The following is a 16,694-nucleotide window of genomic DNA, read 5'->3' as shown; positions in this document are numbered from 1 at the left end:
AAATGCTCAAAAGCATAGGAAAAAACAGTGACGACATTTAAGCCATACCCCATGGCGTCGAAGTGTAAGTTTGGATACAGGATATGCCAACTCAAAGTTGTGGATTTTCGATGAAATGCATACAAGCTAGATGCAACGCGCTGCGCCTTTGTATAGGGTCACGTTACTGCAAATTACGGTAAAGGGCATTTCACTTGAATTTACATTCTAATAAGATACCTAAGCATCTTGTAATCTAAGCCGTATCATTTAGGTGAATGTATTACACCTTTTTATTGCGTTCTTTTATTGCAATAAAAAGTATTCATAACAAGAAAAGACAGGAAATAATATGGGTAAACTCAAAACGTCACTTACCGCCTTAGCCGTGGTGGTTGCATTAAGTGCGTGTTCAGAACAAAAAACAACATCGTCACCTAGCGCAGAATCAGAAAATGCGTCATCAACGTCACAAGCAGGCGAAAACAATATTTTACTGCAAGCGTTTAAGGGCCCCTATGGCGGCGTACCGGCATTCGATAAAATGTCGCTGTCAGACTTAGAGCCAGCCTTTGAAAAAGCCATGGCAATCAATTTAAAAGAAATTGAGGCCATTGCGAATAACCCCGCACCGCCGACATTTGAAAATGTGATTGTGGCATTAGAAAAAGCAGGGGCAGAGCTTAGCCGTGTATACACTTACTATGGTATTTGGCGCTCAAACAAATCAAGCCCTGAATTTCGCGAAATTCAAGGTAAATTGTCGCCTAAGCTGTCAGCATTTAGCACAAAAATCATTCAAAATGAAAAGTTATTTGCCCGCGTAAAAGCCGTGTATGAATCTGACGAGATGAAGCAGCTTACGCCAGAAGAGCAGCGCGTAACCTGGATGCGCTACAACCGCTTTGCACGCAATGGGGCTACCCTTGATGGCGAAGCGAAAAAACGCTATGCAGAAATTAACCAAGAATTGGCTACCTTACACACGCAATTTTCAAATAACGTGCTGGCGGATGAAGAAAATTATGTCACTTACATTACTGAAGATCAGCTCGACGGATTACCGGCTTCTTTTGTCACCGCAGCGAAAGCCGCAGCCGACGCTCGGGGCGAAAGTGGGAAGTATGCAATTACTAACACCCGTTCTTCTATGGATCCATTCCTCACTTACTCTACAAACCGGGAACTAAGAGAAAAAGTATGGCGTACCTACTACAACCGTGGGGATAATGGCGATACCTTTGATAATAATGACATCATTAAACGTATATTAACCCTGCGTGATGAACGTGTGGCGCTACTTGGCTATGACAATTATGCCCAGTGGCGACTTGAAGATCGTATGGCTAAAAACCCTGAAAATGCCATGGATCTCATGATGAAAGTCTGGCCTGCCGCTATTGCTCGAGTGGAAGAAGAAGTGGCGGATATGCAAGCCATTGCAGACGCTGAAGGTGCCGACATAACTATTGCACCTTGGGACTACCGTTTTTACGCTGAAAAAGTAAGACAAGCAAAATACGACTTAGACTCTAACGAAGTTAAGCAATACTTGCAGCTGGGTAAATTACGTGAAGCGATGTTTTACGTGGCCGGTCGCTTGTTCAACTTTAACTTCACTCCGGTTGAAGCGGGCAAAGTCCCGGTCTTCCATGAAGACGTAAAAGTGTGGGAAGTGACAGACAAAACCACGGGCGAACATATAGGCCTTTGGTATCTTGACCCCTTCGCGCGCAAAGGTAAGCGCTCTGGCGCTTGGGCGACCACTTACCGTTCTTATACCACCTTCGACGGTAAGAAAACCGTGTTATCGTCAAACAACTCAAACTTTGTTAAAGGTGCAGAGGGAGAGGCAACCCTCATTTCTTGGGATGATGCTGAAACTTACTTTCACGAGTTTGGCCATGCGCTTCACTTCCTTTCTGCCAATGTAAAATATCCGTCATCACATTCTGGTGTGCGAGATTACACTGAATTTCAATCACAGCTGCTAGAGCGCTGGTTAACCACTGACGAGGTGATCAATCAATTTTTGGTGCACCACGAAACGGGAGAGCCCATTCCTGCACAACTGGTTGAAAAGATCAAAAAGGCTTCAACCTTTAATGAAGGCTTTAAGACCACAGAATACATGGCTTCAGCGATTATGGACCTGAAGTATCACACCACAGATCCTAGCAAAATCGACCCAGACACGTTTGAGCGTGAGCAACTGGAGCAGTTAGATATGCCCGAAGAAATTGTGATGCGCCACCGCTCACCACATTTTGGCCATGTATTTTCTAGCGAAGGTTATGCTGCAGCGTATTACGGCTACATGTGGGCGGAAGTGCTTACTGCTGACGCCGCAGAAGCGTTTATGGAGGCACCCGGCGGCTTTTATGATGAAGAAGTGGGAGAGCGTTTAGTGAAGTACTTATTCTCAGTTCGAAATGCCATGGACCCTGCTGAAGCCTACCGTAAATTCCGAGGGCGCGATGCAAAAGTTGACGCGCTTATGCGCGACAGAGGATTCCCCCTTCCGGAAAACAAAAATTAACGACTTAGATAACTTTTAACACATTAATTAACATGAGCTGGGCAGATTTACACGTCTGCTCAGCTTTTTCTTGACCTTTTAGTCAAAATTGCCTCACTATTAATTTTCGCTGTAAACCTAAACAAAAGTATAAGTAATTAGTTAGGTTTGCCGATAATAATAAATGTGCTTATAAGCACCAGCGTTCCTCTCATACCAATATTAATATCGAGTGACTCTGCGTGATGTACACGTTTATTCCGGACGTTGCTGTGCCTGCAATGCCACGTCATACTCTTAGAATCAACTTACGTGGTCGAAAGTCATGACTTTCAGTATTAAACAAAAAATAATCCTAGCATTGATGTTTGCTGTTCTCGCTGCCGCAGTGCTTGTAGGATCAATAAGCCAATGGATTGCTAGAGACTTAGTTAAAGACAATATGGAGCAACTGCAATTGCCGGCATTGCTCAAACAAATCGGCAATCAAGTAGACAGAGAAGCCAGCGTCATGCTGACGGTTGCCCATGGTGTGGCATCAGATCCCAACATTCTTGCTTGGTCCGACGCAGGCGCCAATGCCGATGGCGAACGAAAACTCATCAACTACCTTAACGATTTAGTGCGCTTTAACGACCTTACCGTTGCATCATTTGTTGATAGGCAAACCCATAAATACTGGAATCAAGACGGCTTTTTGAGAACCCTCAAAAATGACGAGTTCGATGGCTGGTTTTTCGCTTATAAAGACAGTGGTGAACCCATATCATTAAGTTTGTACAACGAGCCAGGACAGGGCTATCGCTTATTCGCGAATTACCAGCAAGTTAGCGGCCGCGGCATGTCGGGTGTGGCTAAGTCTGTGGACGAACTACTGAGCATTATTAACGACGTAAAAATTGCTGAAACCGGTTTTGTTTATCTTGTGGATGGCTCGGGCACCATCATTGCTCACCCCGATACATCACTATTAGGGAGCGCACACTTGTCGTCAATTAGCGGCAGTAACGCTGCTAACCGCTTGTTGGTTGAACGTGAGTTTGCCATGGCAAGTAATGAAAACGACGATGGCAGTATGCTTTACGCCAGCACCTATGTAGATAAGGCCGGCTGGTACGTAGTCGCGCAAGTACCAGAACATGAGCTATACGCATCGTTAAATGAAGGTAGCCAACAAATTATTATTTGGGCGCTCATTATTGCCGGCATATTTGCTGTGCTAGGTATTTGGTTAGCGGCCTCCTTAACTAAGCCCATCGAATCACTCGCTGACATTTTCCAACAGCTAGGGAAAGGTGAAGGTGATTTGCGTACCCGTATTCACGTTCCAGAACAAAAAGAAACAGCGCGGCTAGTTGAAGGCTTCAATGGATTTATTGGCCACTTACACAATACCATTTCCTCGGTGGCCCAAAGTAGTGAGGCGCTTAAGTTGTCTGCCTCTGATGTAGCCAAGCAATCTCACAACACAAAGAACTCTACCAGTCAGCAACAAGATCAAACTATTCAGGTAGCCACTGCACTGACCGAGATGGGAAGCACGGTATCAGAAGTCGCTCAATCTGCATCAAAAGCAGCAAAAAATGCCAATCAAGCCGCAACAAACTCATTGGAAGGACGAAAGGTTACTCAAAATGCCGTGCAGGCGATTAACCATCTGAATATGCAAATAGAAACCGTATCTACGGTCATTCAATCGCTAGATGACCATACCTCAGCCATTGGCGGCATATTGGAGACTATCAGAGGTATTTCAGAGCAAACCAATTTGCTGGCGCTTAATGCGGCGATTGAAGCCGCCCGAGCAGGCGATCATGGCCGCGGCTTTTCCGTGGTTGCTGATGAAGTGAGAACCCTCGCCCAACGCGCAGCTGAAGCTACAGATGAAATTCAGGTTAAAATTGATAAGTTCCAACAGGACTCTAAAGACGCCGTAAGTCAAATGTTAGATAGTAAGTCGCAAACCCAAAAAGTGGTCTCGGCAACGGATGATATAGATAACCTTTTAGTACAGATTACACAAGAAATATCACTCATCAACGACATGAATACACAAGTGGCAGCGGCCACTGAAGAACAAGCCACCGTGGTAGAAGATATCAGCAGAAATATCAATGAGATCAGTATTTCAGGTGACCATACACTAAGGGCAACTGCCGCATTGGTGGCAGTAAGTGAAAAGCTTGATGAACTTGCCTTGGGATTATCCTCACAGGTTGATCAGTTCAAGCTTTAAGCGTTACGCTATTACAGGAAAACAATAAAAAAGCGGTAAGGTTGTGTTAGCCTTCACCGCTTTTTCTTTGCGCTTACTTAATTGTTGCGCGGGTTAAAGAAGCTTTTCTTAAGTCAGTGGCTTCTTCAGAAAACCAATAGTCACCCTGCTTGTCCACACAGATACCTTCCACCTGTTTGTATTCATCAAGCGGCCACACTTCAATTGGGGTAAAGCTGGTGTCGAGTTGAGCTAAAAACGTGGAGAAATTTCCAAAAGGATCTGACTTATAACCAACCACCACATACAGATTTCGCATTTCATCAAAGTCTGCTCCAGTAATCACACCGGGCAATCCGGCTATTTGTGCGATGGGCGTCAGTATTTGCAGCGTTTCGCTGCCGACTTCATAAACATTCGCAATGCCTGTGCGCCAACTTTTCGAAAAAATGAGCAACTTTCCTTCGGCCAACACCATTGCCTCAGCATCAAAATCATGGGCATACGGAAAATTGTCGCTTGGTGTATTCCCTTGGTATTGAACGGACACGGAAGAAATTTCATCGTAGTGACGTCGGCTTACTTTGTGTATCGCTAGATTTTCCCGCTTTCCCTTATTGTTTCCAATATCCGCAATATACAAAAAATTATCATCACCGGTAATCGCTTCCCAATCTAAATTTTGCAATGCCAGTGTATGGATTTGTTTCACTCTGGCACCATAATCAAGCTCAAATACCGTCGCCTCATTACCCGAATCATTGATAGTAAAAAGCCCATCGTCGGTACAATAAAGGCCTGAGGTTTCCTCCAACTGCTGAGAAAGCACACTCAGTGGCGCTAGCAAAAGAGACTTTGTAGAAGGCGGATATTGGGCTGCACAGCCACTCATTAGTGCTACTGCGGTGGTAAAAATAGAAAACAAGCCTAACTTCAACAAAATATATGCGCTCTATGTAAAAAGTGAAAAAGTAAGCAAGAAAAATACTATGCCTAGGGATGAACAACAATAGTAAAATAGTCTGCGTTCTGATCTGCCTTCGTCTAAACTGAGTTTTAACTATATTAGGCGCAACAAATCCCATGACGTTTCCAACTAACACATAGCGTAAATACTAGGAAATAGGGAACAAAAAATACAACAATTACTCATAAGGAATGCACCTTGTCTGATCCGTTGATGTCGTTAGTCGCTGTCGGTTTACTTTCAATAGGATGCCAATACTTCGCATATAAAGTGCGACTGCCTGCAATTTTGCCCCTACTTATTGTAGGTATTCTTGTCGGGCCCGTTTGGGGTGTGCTAGATGCCGACGCATTATTTGGCAATTTATTATTTCCGGTGGTTTCATTATCGGTGGCCATTATTTTGTTTGAAGGCTCACTAACACTGAAATTCCGTGATATTGCTGGCCATGGCAACATGGTGAGAAACCTCTGCAGTATAGGGGTGGTAGTGACTTGGGGGATTGCAGCAGTAGCCGCCCATTACAGCTTAAATATTTCCTGGCAACTCGCCTTTTTATTTGGTGCTATTGTCACCGTTACCGGTCCCACCGTTATTGTCCCCATGTTGCGCACTGTCCGACCTAAGACTAACTTAGCCAATATTCTTCGCTGGGAAGGCATTGTGATTGACCCCATAGGCGCACTATTAGCTGTCTTGGTGTTTGAGTTCATTGTCGCATCGCAAGGAAACGCTATCAGCCACACATTTATTATGTTTGGCAAAACCATCGGTATCGGTGTGGTGCTTGGTCTCGGCTCTGGTTACCTATTGGGCCTATCTATCAGAAAAGACTGGATACCCCATTACCTATTAAATACCGCGGTGCTAACGATTATTCTTGGCGTATTTGCGGCTTCAAACTATGTGGCCCATGAATCAGGGTTATTAGCTGTGACCATTACAGGTATGGTACTGGCCAACATGAAGAACGTAGATGTAGAAGATATTCTTGAATTTAAAGAAACCCTTAGCGTGTTACTTATTTCAGGTTTATTCATTTTGCTCGCCACACGCTTGAATCTTCAGTCAGTTATTGATGTAGGCTGGGGGGCTATCATTATTTTAATTGCCATTATGTTTGTTGCCCGGCCACTGGCCGTTATCGCATCTTCCATTGGTACAGGGCTTAAGTGGAATGAATTGGCCTTGTTAAGCTGGATTGCACCGCGAGGTATTGTGGCCGCTGCGGTATCAGCCTTGTTCTCATTAAAGCTAGAAGAAATAGGTTATGAAGGCGCTGGTATCATCGTGCCCATGGTATTTTTGGTGATTATTGCCACCGTCGTCGTGCAAAGCCTCACGTCGCGAAGTGTGGCGAGTTTACTAAAGGTACGTGCCCCCGCTCCCACCGGTTATCTTATTTTTGGTGGCAGTAAGTTTAATCGCCTATTGGCTTGCGAAATGCTCAATCAAGATATTGCCGTTACTATCGCAGATACAAACTGGGACGCCATCAGGGAAGCCCGTATGATGGATATCCCCGTGTATTTTGGTAATCCTATGTCTGACCATGCGGCTCGGCATTTAGACATTGCCACCTTTGGCACTGTATTAATTATGTCGCCCTATAAGCAACTTAACCCGCTTATTTCCTATCATTTTGAATACACGCAAGGAAAGGACAAAGTTTGGTCACTAACCAGCAACGAACAAGCTACCCGTCCAAGCCATCAAGTGAGTGAGCAATACGCGAAAAAACTCACGCTTTTCGACGAAGGCGTAACGTATGGCTACTTAGCTTCTGCAGTTAGTAAGGGAGCCAGTGTAAAAACCACACGTTTAACCGACGAGTTTTCGTTTGAGGATTATAACGACAAGTACAATGACAGAGCGACGCCGTTGCTGGCAATCAATAAGGAAGGGAAAAGCTATACCTTTATCAACGGTAACAGTATAGAACCTAAATCTGGTTGGCGAATTATAAGCTTGGTATTGCCGGAAGAAGATAAGTAAAGAAGAGTAGATTTGTGTAAGAAAGCACCCCGCCAAACGGCAGGGTGCCTCTCCCTGGAAAACGTGTAATCTGGTGACCCTCGTAAGCGGGGTTTTATTGTTTGATTTTTACCATGACTACGCCGTCGCCGATATAATAGCAACCACTAGGCCAATACTGCAAAATCATTAGCAAACAACGACTTAAATTTAAACTAAAGTATATATAGTAAATATGATATAAAGAATGTAAGGCTATGGTGCAAAGTGCGCACCACCGTGGTGACCAAATTTCAAACGACGCCTTTAAAAACGGCTAAATGACGTTGTGAACACAGGCTAATGTCACGTCCAATGCGCCTTTATTTTCATCCAGAACATCCCTGCCTAACTGGCCTACTTTAAGGCGTAAGGCTTCGTCAGCTAACCAGGCTCCACAGTGTACCGCAATGTCGTCTGCGCCTTCGCAAATATGCAGCGCCCCTCGGGTGTTTAAATATTCGCAGATTACAGGGTTGTTATAGGTATTTGGACCCATAAGAATAGGCACAGAGAACGCGGCAGGCTCGAGAGCGTTATGCCCTCCTTTATCGGCAAGGGAGCCACCCACAAATGCCATACTAGCAATACTGTATGCGTGATTAAGCTTCCCCATCTCATCTAACAAAATGACTTTACTATCTTCGGTTCCTTGATTATCCCTAAGAGTACTTGTGCGCAAATAAGCAAGTCCGTTTTCCTTCAATAACTTAGCTACCTGCTCAAATCGCTCAGGGTGGCGCGGTACAATAATAAGCGTCAAATTAGGATGATCTCGCCACAACTTTATACAGGTATCTATCACTGCCTGTTCTTCAGGTTCGTGGGTACTGCCTGCAACAAAGACAGGGCGACTTCCCTTGGTGATTCCCACAAACGTATCGCTGGCATGGGGTAGTGACGCTACTTGGTCAAATTTTATATTGTTAGTGAGGGTTAGTTTATCGCTTGGCATACCGAGAAATAGGTAATTATTGTAATCACGCTGCCCTTGTGCACATACATGGCTAAGCTTATTGAGCATGGGGCTGAAAAGCTTACCTATTTTTTTGTACCGTCTCGCAGAACGATCTGTCATTCTGGCATTTATCACCATGACAGGTATATCACGCTTCCAACATGCATGAATAAGATTGGGCCACAATTCCACTTCAGTGATAAATACCGCTTTGGGCTTAATTCGCTTAATCATTCCTGCCATCGCCATATGTAAATCATAAGGAAGATAGAAATGATGCACCCCGTGGCCAAAAATATCTCTTACCCGAGCCGATCCGGTGGGCGTGGTTGTGGTGACAGTAATTTGCACGCCTGGCTCTTCTTGCATGATACGTTTAATCAAACACGAGGCTGCCACAACCTCACCCACAGACACACAATGAAAAAGATAGCCTTGCTTTTTCGGGGCATGCGAGACAAACCCGAATCGTTCGAATCGACGACGATTATAATCTTTATTCCTTGCTCGACCTCTACGCATTAATGTGACGAACGCAAAGGGGATCGCTAGCACTAAGAGAAAGGAATATCCCCATCGACAGATGTCTTCTACTAGCGTGGGACGATAGCTCTTGTTATTTACCACTGACATGACCCATGTTTACTCAAATGAAAGGCGACTGTGTAGATGACTCTACCTGCCTGAAACGTCAAATATATGAAGCTAAATCACAACGTCATTAAAGTGTCGCGAATTTATGATTAGCTAAAAGGATATTCTAAACTACTTCGAAGTATTATGCCGTCAACTTCACCTACGCCCAACGTATTGCTCATAAGGCTAAGCGCAATAGGCGACATTGTCATGGCTTCAGGACTGCCGTCAAGCATAAAACACGTTATGCCAAATGCGAAAGTGACATGGCTGGTTGAGCCAGCATACGCTGAAATGATGCGTCATCACTCACAAGTCGATGACGTGATAAGCTGGCCAAAAAACGAGTGGCGCAACTTAGCAAAGAAAAAGCGCTACTTCTCCTTATTAAAAGCCATCTTACATTTTCGTCAGACACTCAAGTCACACGGCTTTACTCATGCTATTGATGCACAGGGTCTACTCAAAAGTGCCTTTCTCGCTTGGTTAAGTGGCGCCGAAAAACGCATTGGCTTTATCAGTAAAGAACACAGCCATGTGTTGTTAACTGACCCAATACAAAAGCCTGTATCCAATGAAATAAGCAGCGAGTACCGCGCACTCGCTACCTTTATTGGCGCTTCGCATTACGCTTTAGATATGCAAGTGAGTCAGGCCGTTGATAATGACGCCCTCGCGAAACTCGGCGTACTTAATGTCACTCAGCCTTATATCGTACTTGCGCCCTTTACCACACGCCCACAAAAACACTGGCCTGTTGGGCATTGGCAAAGGTTAATAAAAGAGATAAGAAAAATGACGCCTTGGCCTATGGTTATTCTGGGCGGGCCAGGTGATGAGTGTGATGCCCAAGCCTTCTCGTTCACCGCAGACAATGTACATACACTGGCGGGTCATGCGAGTTTGGCGGAGTCAATTGCCTTGGTTGCCCACAGTGCACTTGTGGTTGGCGTTGATACTGGCCTTACCCATATGGGGACGGCATACAACAAACCCACCATTGCCATGTTTGGTTCAACCTGCCCATATACAAAAACCGATAACCCAGACACCCATGTTATCTATAAAGATTTGTCTTGCGCTCCCTGTAAACGAAAGCCTATCTGTGCAGGCACTTACGATTGTATGTGGGAAATATCCCCTGAAGACATCACTGCTATCATTAGGAAGTATCTGTGACCTTACGCGTATTGCACATTGAACTCGGCAGACACCTCTACGGAGGAGCCAAACAAGTTACCTATTTACTTAATGCTTTAGCTGATAGCCACGACATCGAGAATCATTTGCTGTGCCCGGTAAATAGCGAAATTAGCATCGCTCCGCTTTCAAAATGCCAGTTGCATACTATTGCCTACCACGGTGAAACAGACCTCTTCGCGCTGGGTAAAATGATGCGTATTTGTCGCTCGGTAAAACCTGACTTGATCCATATACACAGTCGAAGAGGCGCGGATGTTTGGGGCGCGCTACTAACGAAATTCACTAAGATACCGGCAATTTGCACCCGGCGCGTAGATAATACGGAATCAAAGTTTGCTAAGTACAAGTATGGAAAATATGCCGCGGTAGCGAGTATATCCCACGGTGTGCATGAGGTGGTCAAACAGCATTGTGATAATGTTCAATATCAACCTGTTATTCACTCAAGCGTAGATTTAAGTGAATTTCACCACTACGCCGATAGAGAGTGGCTGCACGAGCGCTTTGCGATACCAAAGCATCATAAGGTGGTGGCTAATTTTGCGCAGCTTATTTCTCGAAAAGGGCAAGCCGATATCGTTTTGGCCATGAAAAAAGTGGTGCAGACCCACCCTGACGTCACCTGTTTACTATTCGGAAAAGGCAAGTTGCAAGAAAGCTATCTGGCACTGATAGAAAAGATGCGGTTAACTGAGCATGTGAAACTGTGTGGCTTTACTCAGAAAGTAGCAAAAATATTGCCTTGCGTAGACATAGTATTACATCCAGCCTACGCAGAGGGTCTAGGCGTTATTTTATTGCAAGCGGGCGCTGCTAAACGCGCCGTCATTGCCTGTCCAGTGGGTGGTATACCAGAAATTATTCATCATGAAGAAACCGGCTTAATGGTGTCGCCTGGCGATATTAACGGCATGAGCGCAGCCATTGAAAGATTATTAAATGACGAGGAACTTACTACACAATTAGGGGAGCGACTTTTCCAACATATTAAAAGTGAATTTAGCCCTCAGGAAATGGCAAGACGATACCTTGCATTATATAAACAGGTCTGCGAGAAAAATGCATAAAAAAAGCCGCTCAATAGAGCGGCTTTTTAAGACTTTTTGAAAAGTTAGCGATTAAACGCCAGCTTTTTCAACAACGTCAACTAGAGTCCAAGTTTTGCTCTTAGACAATGGGCGACATTCACGAATAGTTACTACGTCACCTTTGTTGCACACGTTGCTTTCGTCGTGGGCGTGAAGCTTAGTAGAACGCTTGATGAACTTCCCGTAGATAGGGTGCTTAACAAAACGTTCAACAACAACAGTAATGGTTTTATCCATTTTGTTGCTAACCACACGACCTTGAACTGTACGAATTTTTTGCTCAGTCATTACGCATCAGCCTTTTGAGTCAGAATGGTTTTAACACGCGCGATGTTACGACGTACTTTTCTCAACTGATCAGTTTTTTCAAGCTGACCGGTTGTGTGCTGCATGCGCAGGTTGAACTGTTCGCGTAGCAGGTTAATCAACTCTGCGTTCAGCTCTTCTACGCTTTTGTCTTTCAGTTCAGTCGCTTTCATTACATCACCGTCCGAGTTACAAAGGTTGTTTTAAATGGCAGTTTAGCCGCTGCCAATTCAAACGCTTCGCGTGCAAGAGACTCAGGAACACCTTCCATCTCGTATAAAACACGACCAGGCTGAATTTGGCATACCCAGTACTCAACGTTACCTTTACCTTTACCTTGACGCACTTCAAGAGGCTTCTCAGTAATTGGTTTGTCAGGAAAAACTCGAATCCAAATTTTACCTTGACGCTTAACGTGACGAGTCATAGCACGACGCGCTGCTTCGATTTGACGCGCAGTCATTCGACCGCGGCCAGTCGCTTTAAGGCCGTAAGTACCAAAGGCTACAGTGCTTCCTGCAGCATAGCCGCGGTTGCGGCCTTTGTGCATCTTACGGAACTTCATGCGTTTTGGTTGTAACATGATTAGCCCTCTCGCTTAGCGTTGCGGCCTTTCTTCTTAGGTTGAGCAGCTGGTGCTTGCTCTTGAGTTGTAGGTAGTCCACCTAGAACCTCACCTTTGAAGATCCATACTTTAACGCCGATGATACCGTAGGTAGTTGCAGCTTCTGAGGTTGCGTAATCGATGTCCGCACGGAAAGTGTGCAGAGGAACGCGACCTTCACGGTACCATTCAGAACGTGCAATTTCTGCTCCGCCTAAACGACCGCTAACTTCAACTTTGATACCTTTCGCGCCTAGACGCATTGCGTTTTGTACTGCGCGCTTCATAGCACGACGGAACATAACACGACGCTCTAGCTGGCTAGAGATGCTGTCAGCGACTAACTGACCATCTAGCTCTGGCTTACGTACTTCAGCGATATTGATCTGAGCTGGCACGCCGGCTAGCTTAGATACGTGATTACGCAACTTCTCTACGTCTTCACCTTTCTTACCGATTACTACGCCTGGACGAGCAGTGTGAATAGTCACACGGATGCTCTTAGCAGGACGCTCGATCACGATTTTAGAAAGTGAAGCGTTCTTAAGTTGCTTAGTCAGATACTGACGTACCTGATGATCGTTATACAGGTTATCTGCATAATCTGCAGTATTAGCGTACCAGGTAGAAGTCCATGGTTTGCTGATACCCAGGCGTATACCTGTAGGATGTACCTTCTGTCCCATTATCTACTCCTAGTTATCCGCTACAACCACAGTGATGTGACTGCTGCGCTTAAAGATACGATCAGCACGGCCTTTAGCACGTGGCTTGATACGCTTCATAGTTGGACCTTCGTCAACAAAAACTTTGGCAACGACTAGCTCGTCGATATCCGCGCCTTCGTTGTGCTCTGCGTTTGCAATTGCAGATTCCAAAACTTTCTTTACTAGCGCTGCGCTTTTCTTCGGGCTGTACGCAAGAACTTCTAAAGCTTTCTCAACGTGTAAACCGCGAATTTGATCCGCAACCAAGCGTGCTTTTTGAGCCGACGTGCGGGCAAAACGGTGTTTAGCTAATGCTTCCATCTTCCTACCCCTTAACGTTTAGCTTTCTTGTCCGCGACATGGCCGCGGTAAGTACGCGTTGGCGCAAATTCGCCCAACTTGTGGCCGACCATTTCGTCACTAATAATGACAGGTACATGTTGGCGACCGTTATGGACCGCAATGGTCAACCCAATCATATCTGGGATGATCATAGAACGACGAGACCAAGTTTTAATTGGTTTACGTTCGTTCTTTTCCACTGCAGCCTCTACCTTCTTCAGCAAGTGAAGGTCAATAAATGGACCTTTCTTGAGAGAACGTGGCATGGTGAATCCTCGCTATTACTTGTTTCGACGACGTACGATAAGCTTATCAGTACGCTTGTTGCTTCGGGTTTTCTTACCTTTGGTAGGAACACCCCAAGGAGTTACTGGGTGACGACCACCTGACGTACGTCCTTCACCACCACCGTGTGGGTGATCAACCGGGTTCATGGCAACACCACGAACGGTAGGACGGATACCACGCCAGCGAGTTGCACCAGCTTTACCTAGTGAACGAAGCATGTGTTCTGCATTACCTACTTCACCAATGGTGGCGCGGCAATCAGATAGAACTTTACGCATTTCGCCAGAACGTAGACGTAAGGTAACGTAGTTTCCATCACGTGCTAGTATCTGAGCGTAAGCGCCAGCAGAGCGTGCAATTTGTGCACCCTTACCAGGCTTCATTTCAATGGCGTGTACAACAGTACCTACAGGAATGTTACGCATAGGTAGTGTGTTGCCAGACTTGATCGGAGCACCCGAACCAGACTGGATAGCATCACCTGCTTTCATACCTTTAGGAGCCAGAATGTAACGACGTTCACCATCTGCGTACAATACTAGAGCAATGTTTGCAGAACGGTTTGGATCATATTCTAAACGCTCAACTTTAGCTGGAATGCCGTCTTTGTTGCGTTTAAAGTCGATTACACGGTAGTGTTGCTTATGACCACCACCAATGTGACGAGTGGTAATACGACCATTGTTGTTACGACCGCCAGATTTGCTGTTCTTTTCAAGCAAAGGTGCGTACGGTGCACCTTTGTGCAGGTCAGGGTTAGTAACCTGAACAACGTGACGACGACCGGCAGAAGTTGGCTTAGCTTTCAATAATGGCATTTCTAATCCCCTTCTTACTCAGCGCCACCGACAAAGTCGATGTCCTGACCTTCTTTAAGAACCACGTAGGCCTTTTTCCAGTCGCTGCGTTTACCGAATGACATGCCGTGACGCTTGGTTTTACCCTTAACGTTCACAGTACGAACACCTTCAACCTCAACTTCAAACAGTTTTTCAACTGCTGCTTTGATTTCAGCTTTGTTCGCGTCTTTCGCTACTTTAAATACAACTGTGTTATTCGCTTCAGCAGCCATAGTAGACTTTTCTGAAACGTGCGGTGCTACTAGCACCTTCAGTAGACGTTCTTCTTTCATGCTAACGCCTCCTCAAGTTGTTTAACCGCATCAGCAGTGATTAGCACTTTTTCAAATGCAATCAAGCTCACTGGGTCGATGCCTGCTACGTCACGTACGTCAACTTTGTACAAGTTGCGTGCCGCTAGGAACAAGTTTTCATCAACTTCAGGAGTAACGATAAGAACATCATTTAGTTCATATTCGTTCAGTGCTGAAATAAGTGCTTTTGTCTTAGGTGCGTCAACACCAAACTTCTCAACAACAACCAAACGGTCTTGACGAATAAGTTCAGACAAGATGCTCTTAATTGCACCGCGATACATTTTCTTGTTAACTTTTTGATCAAAGTCACGAGGCTTAGCAGCGAATGCACGGCCACCACCAACCCAAATTGGGCTGCGGATAGTACCGGCACGAGCACGACCTGTGCCTTTTTGACGCCATGGCTTCTTACCACCACCACGTACTTCAGCGCGAGTTTTCTGCGCCTTTGTACCCTGACGAGCACCTGCACCGTAAGCTACAACGACCTGGTGTACCAGGGCTTCGTTGAATTCACGTCCAAAGGTCGCTTCGGATACTTCAAGAGCGCTTTGCGCATCTTTCAATGTTAATTCCATCAGTTCACTCCCCAGACGTTACGCTTTAACAGCTGGCAAAACGATAACATCGCCGCCAGTTGCGCCAGGTACGGCACCTTTAACAAGGATAAGGCTGTTTTCTACGTCTACACGTACAACTTCTAAAGACTGCGTAGTCACTTGCTTGTTACCAAGCTGACCGGCCATTTTCTTGCCTTTAAAAACTTTACCAGGTGATTGGTTTTGACCAATCGAACCAGGTGCGCGGTGAGACAAAGAGTTACCGTGAGTCATACGCTGTGAACTGAAGTTCCAACGTTTGATTGCGCCAGCAAAACCTTTACCCTTTGATGTACCAGTTACATCAATTTTCTTAGTGTCGTTAAAGATTTCAACAGTGATTTCACCGCCTACTTCAATATCAACACCTTCATTTTCTTCCAGGCGAAACTCAACTAGAGTGCGACCAGCTTCAACACCAGCTTTAGCAAAATGACCTGCTTCAGCTTTGTTGACGCGGTTAGCTTTCTTAGTTCCAGTAGTAACCTGAAGAGCGCGATAACCATCTGTTTCTTCAGTGCGTAACTGAGTAACACGGTTTGGGGTCGCTTCAATAACAGTCACAGGGATAGACGTACCATCTTCAGTGAAGATGCGAGTCATACCCACTTTACGACCGACTAGACCAATCGCCATTGTTATTACCCTCTCTTGTTAGCCCAGGCTGATTTGAACATCAACGCCGGCAGCCAAGTCCAAACGCATCAACGCGTCAACTGTTTTATCAGTTGGCTCGATGATGTCTACCAAACGCTTGTGAGTACGAATCTCATATTGGTCACGTGCATCTTTATTTACGTGAGGAGATGTCAATACTGTATAGCGTTCTTTGCGAGTAGGCAGAGGAATAGGACCGCTGACCTGAGCACCAGTACGTTTCGCCGTTTCAACGATTTCAGCCGTAGACTGATCGATCAACTTGTGATCAAACGCTTTCAAACGAATACGAATTCTTTGATTTGGCATCGATTAAGCTCCAATCGAAAGAACAAAAAAATTCACCCTTTCTCTTCCACTTATTTCGGAAAGAAAGGATGTGCGTAAACCGATGGTTCCCAATTGGAACCCTGTTCTTTATTCTCAGCACGCCCGCGACAGTCTTATCAGTAATGATG

18 protein-coding genes are annotated in these 16,694 nt (G+C 45.3%); 5 read left to right on the top strand and 13 right to left on the bottom strand.

Annotated elements, in window-relative coordinates; translation table 11 throughout:
- Window positions 1–331 precede the first annotated feature (331 nt).
- Together EP13_RS01990 and EP13_RS01985 are read left to right on the top strand one after the other, a co-directional pair.
- Window positions 332–2,518 (top strand): M3 family metallopeptidase, encoded by a 2,187-nt coding sequence (locus EP13_RS01990; RefSeq protein WP_044055737.1) that lies wholly within the window; start codon window positions 332–334, stop codon window positions 2,516–2,518.
- A gap of 304 nt (window positions 2,519–2,822) precedes the next feature.
- Complete coding sequence (locus tag EP13_RS01985; RefSeq protein ID WP_044055736.1) at window positions 2,823–4,733, top strand: methyl-accepting chemotaxis protein; 1,911 nt, start codon at window positions 2,823–2,825, stop codon at window positions 4,731–4,733.
- Between the two features lie 73 nt (window positions 4,734–4,806).
- Here EP13_RS01985 and EP13_RS01980 read toward each other — a convergent pair whose 3' ends face one another.
- Window positions 4,807–5,652 carry a hypothetical protein gene (locus EP13_RS01980; RefSeq protein ID WP_231497911.1) on the bottom strand — a complete coding sequence of 282 codons (846 nt, stop codon included), beginning with the start codon at window positions 5,650–5,652 and terminating at the stop codon, window positions 4,807–4,809.
- Between the two features lie 225 nt (window positions 5,653–5,877).
- On the opposite strand from EP13_RS01980, the gene EP13_RS01975 reads away from it, so the two are divergent.
- Window positions 5,878–7,674 carry a cation:proton antiporter gene (locus EP13_RS01975; RefSeq protein ID WP_044055735.1) on the top strand — a complete coding sequence of 599 codons (1,797 nt, stop codon included), beginning with the start codon at window positions 5,878–5,880 and terminating at the stop codon, window positions 7,672–7,674.
- 295 nt (window positions 7,675–7,969) lie between these two features.
- On the opposite strand, the gene EP13_RS01970 is transcribed toward EP13_RS01975, so the two are convergent.
- On the bottom strand, window positions 7,970–9,283 hold the full coding sequence (locus EP13_RS01970; protein ID WP_044055734.1) for a 3-deoxy-D-manno-octulosonic acid transferase: 1,314 nt from the start codon (window positions 9,281–9,283) through the stop codon (window positions 7,970–7,972).
- Window positions 9,284–9,496: 213 nt separating this feature from the next.
- Between EP13_RS01970 and EP13_RS01965 the strand changes: the two genes are divergently transcribed.
- Together EP13_RS01965 and EP13_RS01960 are read left to right on the top strand one after the other, a co-directional pair.
- A complete protein-coding gene (locus EP13_RS01965; protein ID WP_231497910.1) occupies window positions 9,497–10,465 on the top strand; it encodes a glycosyltransferase family 9 protein in 969 nt (322 codons plus the stop codon).
- Entirely contained in the window at window positions 10,462–11,556 is a 1,095-nt protein-coding gene (locus EP13_RS01960) for a glycosyltransferase family 4 protein (protein WP_044055732.1), read from the top strand. The genes EP13_RS01965 and EP13_RS01960 overlap by 4 nt, the downstream gene beginning before the upstream one ends.
- Window positions 11,557–11,607: 51 nt before the next feature.
- On the opposite strand, the gene rpsQ is transcribed toward EP13_RS01960, so the two are convergent.
- Genes rpsQ through rpsJ form a run of 11 tightly spaced genes read right to left on the bottom strand, consistent with a single transcriptional unit; the run spans window position 11,608 to window position 16,545 of the window.
- Window positions 11,608–11,865, bottom strand: a complete 258-nt coding sequence (rpsQ, locus tag EP13_RS01955; RefSeq protein WP_044055731.1) for a 30S ribosomal protein S17 — start codon at window positions 11,863–11,865, stop codon at window positions 11,608–11,610.
- On the bottom strand, window positions 11,865–12,056 hold the full coding sequence (gene rpmC, locus EP13_RS01950; protein ID WP_012516965.1) for a 50S ribosomal protein L29: 192 nt from the start codon (window positions 12,054–12,056) through the stop codon (window positions 11,865–11,867). Before rpmC ends, rpsQ begins: the two co-directional genes overlap by 1 nt.
- The gene (gene rplP, locus EP13_RS01945) at window positions 12,056–12,466 is read right to left on the bottom strand and encodes a 50S ribosomal protein L16 (protein ID WP_044055730.1); all 411 of its coding nucleotides are present in this window, start codon (window positions 12,464–12,466) and stop codon (window positions 12,056–12,058) included. The genes rpmC and rplP overlap by 1 nt, the downstream gene beginning before the upstream one ends.
- 2 nt (window positions 12,467–12,468) lie before the next feature.
- A complete protein-coding gene (rpsC, locus tag EP13_RS01940) occupies window positions 12,469–13,173 on the bottom strand; it encodes a 30S ribosomal protein S3 (RefSeq protein ID WP_044055729.1) in 705 nt (234 codons plus the stop codon).
- Window positions 13,174–13,182: 9 nt separating this feature from the next.
- A complete protein-coding gene (gene rplV / locus EP13_RS01935) occupies window positions 13,183–13,515 on the bottom strand; it encodes a 50S ribosomal protein L22 (RefSeq protein ID WP_012516962.1) in 333 nt (110 codons plus the stop codon).
- Window positions 13,516–13,526: 11 nt separating this feature from the next.
- The gene (rpsS, locus tag EP13_RS01930; protein ID WP_012516961.1) at window positions 13,527–13,802 is read right to left on the bottom strand and encodes a 30S ribosomal protein S19; all 276 of its coding nucleotides are present in this window, start codon (window positions 13,800–13,802) and stop codon (window positions 13,527–13,529) included.
- Window positions 13,803–13,817: 15 nt separating this feature from the next.
- Complete coding sequence (gene rplB, locus EP13_RS01925; protein ID WP_044055727.1) at window positions 13,818–14,642, bottom strand: 50S ribosomal protein L2; 825 nt, start codon at window positions 14,640–14,642, stop codon at window positions 13,818–13,820.
- A gap of 14 nt (window positions 14,643–14,656) precedes the next feature.
- Entirely contained in the window at window positions 14,657–14,956 is a 300-nt protein-coding gene (gene rplW, locus EP13_RS01920) for a 50S ribosomal protein L23 (RefSeq protein ID WP_012516959.1), read from the bottom strand.
- On the bottom strand, window positions 14,953–15,558 hold the full coding sequence (gene rplD, locus EP13_RS01915) for a 50S ribosomal protein L4 (protein WP_044055726.1): 606 nt from the start codon (window positions 15,556–15,558) through the stop codon (window positions 14,953–14,955). The genes rplW and rplD overlap by 4 nt, the downstream gene beginning before the upstream one ends.
- A gap of 18 nt (window positions 15,559–15,576) precedes the next feature.
- Window positions 15,577–16,215, bottom strand: a complete 639-nt coding sequence (gene rplC / locus EP13_RS01910; RefSeq protein ID WP_044055725.1) for a 50S ribosomal protein L3 — start codon at window positions 16,213–16,215, stop codon at window positions 15,577–15,579.
- Window positions 16,216–16,233: 18 nt separating this feature from the next.
- Window positions 16,234–16,545, bottom strand: a complete 312-nt coding sequence (gene rpsJ / locus EP13_RS01905) for a 30S ribosomal protein S10 (RefSeq protein ID WP_006012796.1) — start codon at window positions 16,543–16,545, stop codon at window positions 16,234–16,236.
- Window positions 16,546–16,694: the final 149 nt, after the last annotated feature.

This window comes from Alteromonas australica (genome assembly GCF_000730385.1).
Classification (GTDB): Bacteria; Pseudomonadota; Gammaproteobacteria; order Enterobacterales; family Alteromonadaceae; genus Alteromonas; species Alteromonas australica.
The sequence above is the reverse complement of the archived record's forward strand: the minus strand, read 5'-3'. Positions and strand labels throughout refer to the sequence as shown.

Bases quoted from the DNA above. Each gene is read 5' to 3' on its own strand.
- EP13_RS01990 (WP_044055737.1), top strand. From the start codon at position 332: ATGGGTAAACTCAAAACGTCACTTACCGCCTTAGCCGTGGTGGTTGCA.
- EP13_RS01985 (WP_044055736.1), top strand. From the start codon at position 2,823: ATGACTTTCAGTATTAAACAAAAAATAATCCTAGCATTGATGTTTGCT.
- EP13_RS01970 (WP_044055734.1), bottom strand. From the start codon at position 9,283: ATGTCAGTGGTAAATAACAAGAGCTATCGTCCCACGCTAGTAGAAGAC.
- EP13_RS01965 (WP_231497910.1), top strand. From the start codon at position 9,497: ATGGCTTCAGGACTGCCGTCAAGCATAAAACACGTTATGCCAAATGCG.
- rpsQ (WP_044055731.1), bottom strand. From the start codon at position 11,865: ATGACTGAGCAAAAAATTCGTACAGTTCAAGGTCGTGTGGTTAGCAAC.
- rpmC (WP_012516965.1), bottom strand. From the start codon at position 12,056: ATGAAAGCGACTGAACTGAAAGACAAAAGCGTAGAAGAGCTGAACGCA.
- rplP (WP_044055730.1), bottom strand. From the start codon at position 12,466: ATGTTACAACCAAAACGCATGAAGTTCCGTAAGATGCACAAAGGCCGC.
- rpsC (WP_044055729.1), bottom strand. From the start codon at position 13,173: ATGGGACAGAAGGTACATCCTACAGGTATACGCCTGGGTATCAGCAAA.
- rplV (WP_012516962.1), bottom strand. From the start codon at position 13,515: ATGGAAGCATTAGCTAAACACCGTTTTGCCCGCACGTCGGCTCAAAAA.
- rpsS (WP_012516961.1), bottom strand. From the start codon at position 13,802: ATGCCACGTTCTCTCAAGAAAGGTCCATTTATTGACCTTCACTTGCTG.
- rplB (WP_044055727.1), bottom strand. From the start codon at position 14,642: ATGCCATTATTGAAAGCTAAGCCAACTTCTGCCGGTCGTCGTCACGTT.
- rplW (WP_012516959.1), bottom strand. From the start codon at position 14,956: ATGAAAGAAGAACGTCTACTGAAGGTGCTAGTAGCACCGCACGTTTCA.
- rplD (WP_044055726.1), bottom strand. From the start codon at position 15,558: ATGGAATTAACATTGAAAGATGCGCAAAGCGCTCTTGAAGTATCCGAA.
- rplC (WP_044055725.1), bottom strand. From the start codon at position 16,215: ATGGCGATTGGTCTAGTCGGTCGTAAAGTGGGTATGACTCGCATCTTC.
- rpsJ (WP_006012796.1), bottom strand. From the start codon at position 16,545: ATGCCAAATCAAAGAATTCGTATTCGTTTGAAAGCGTTTGATCACAAG.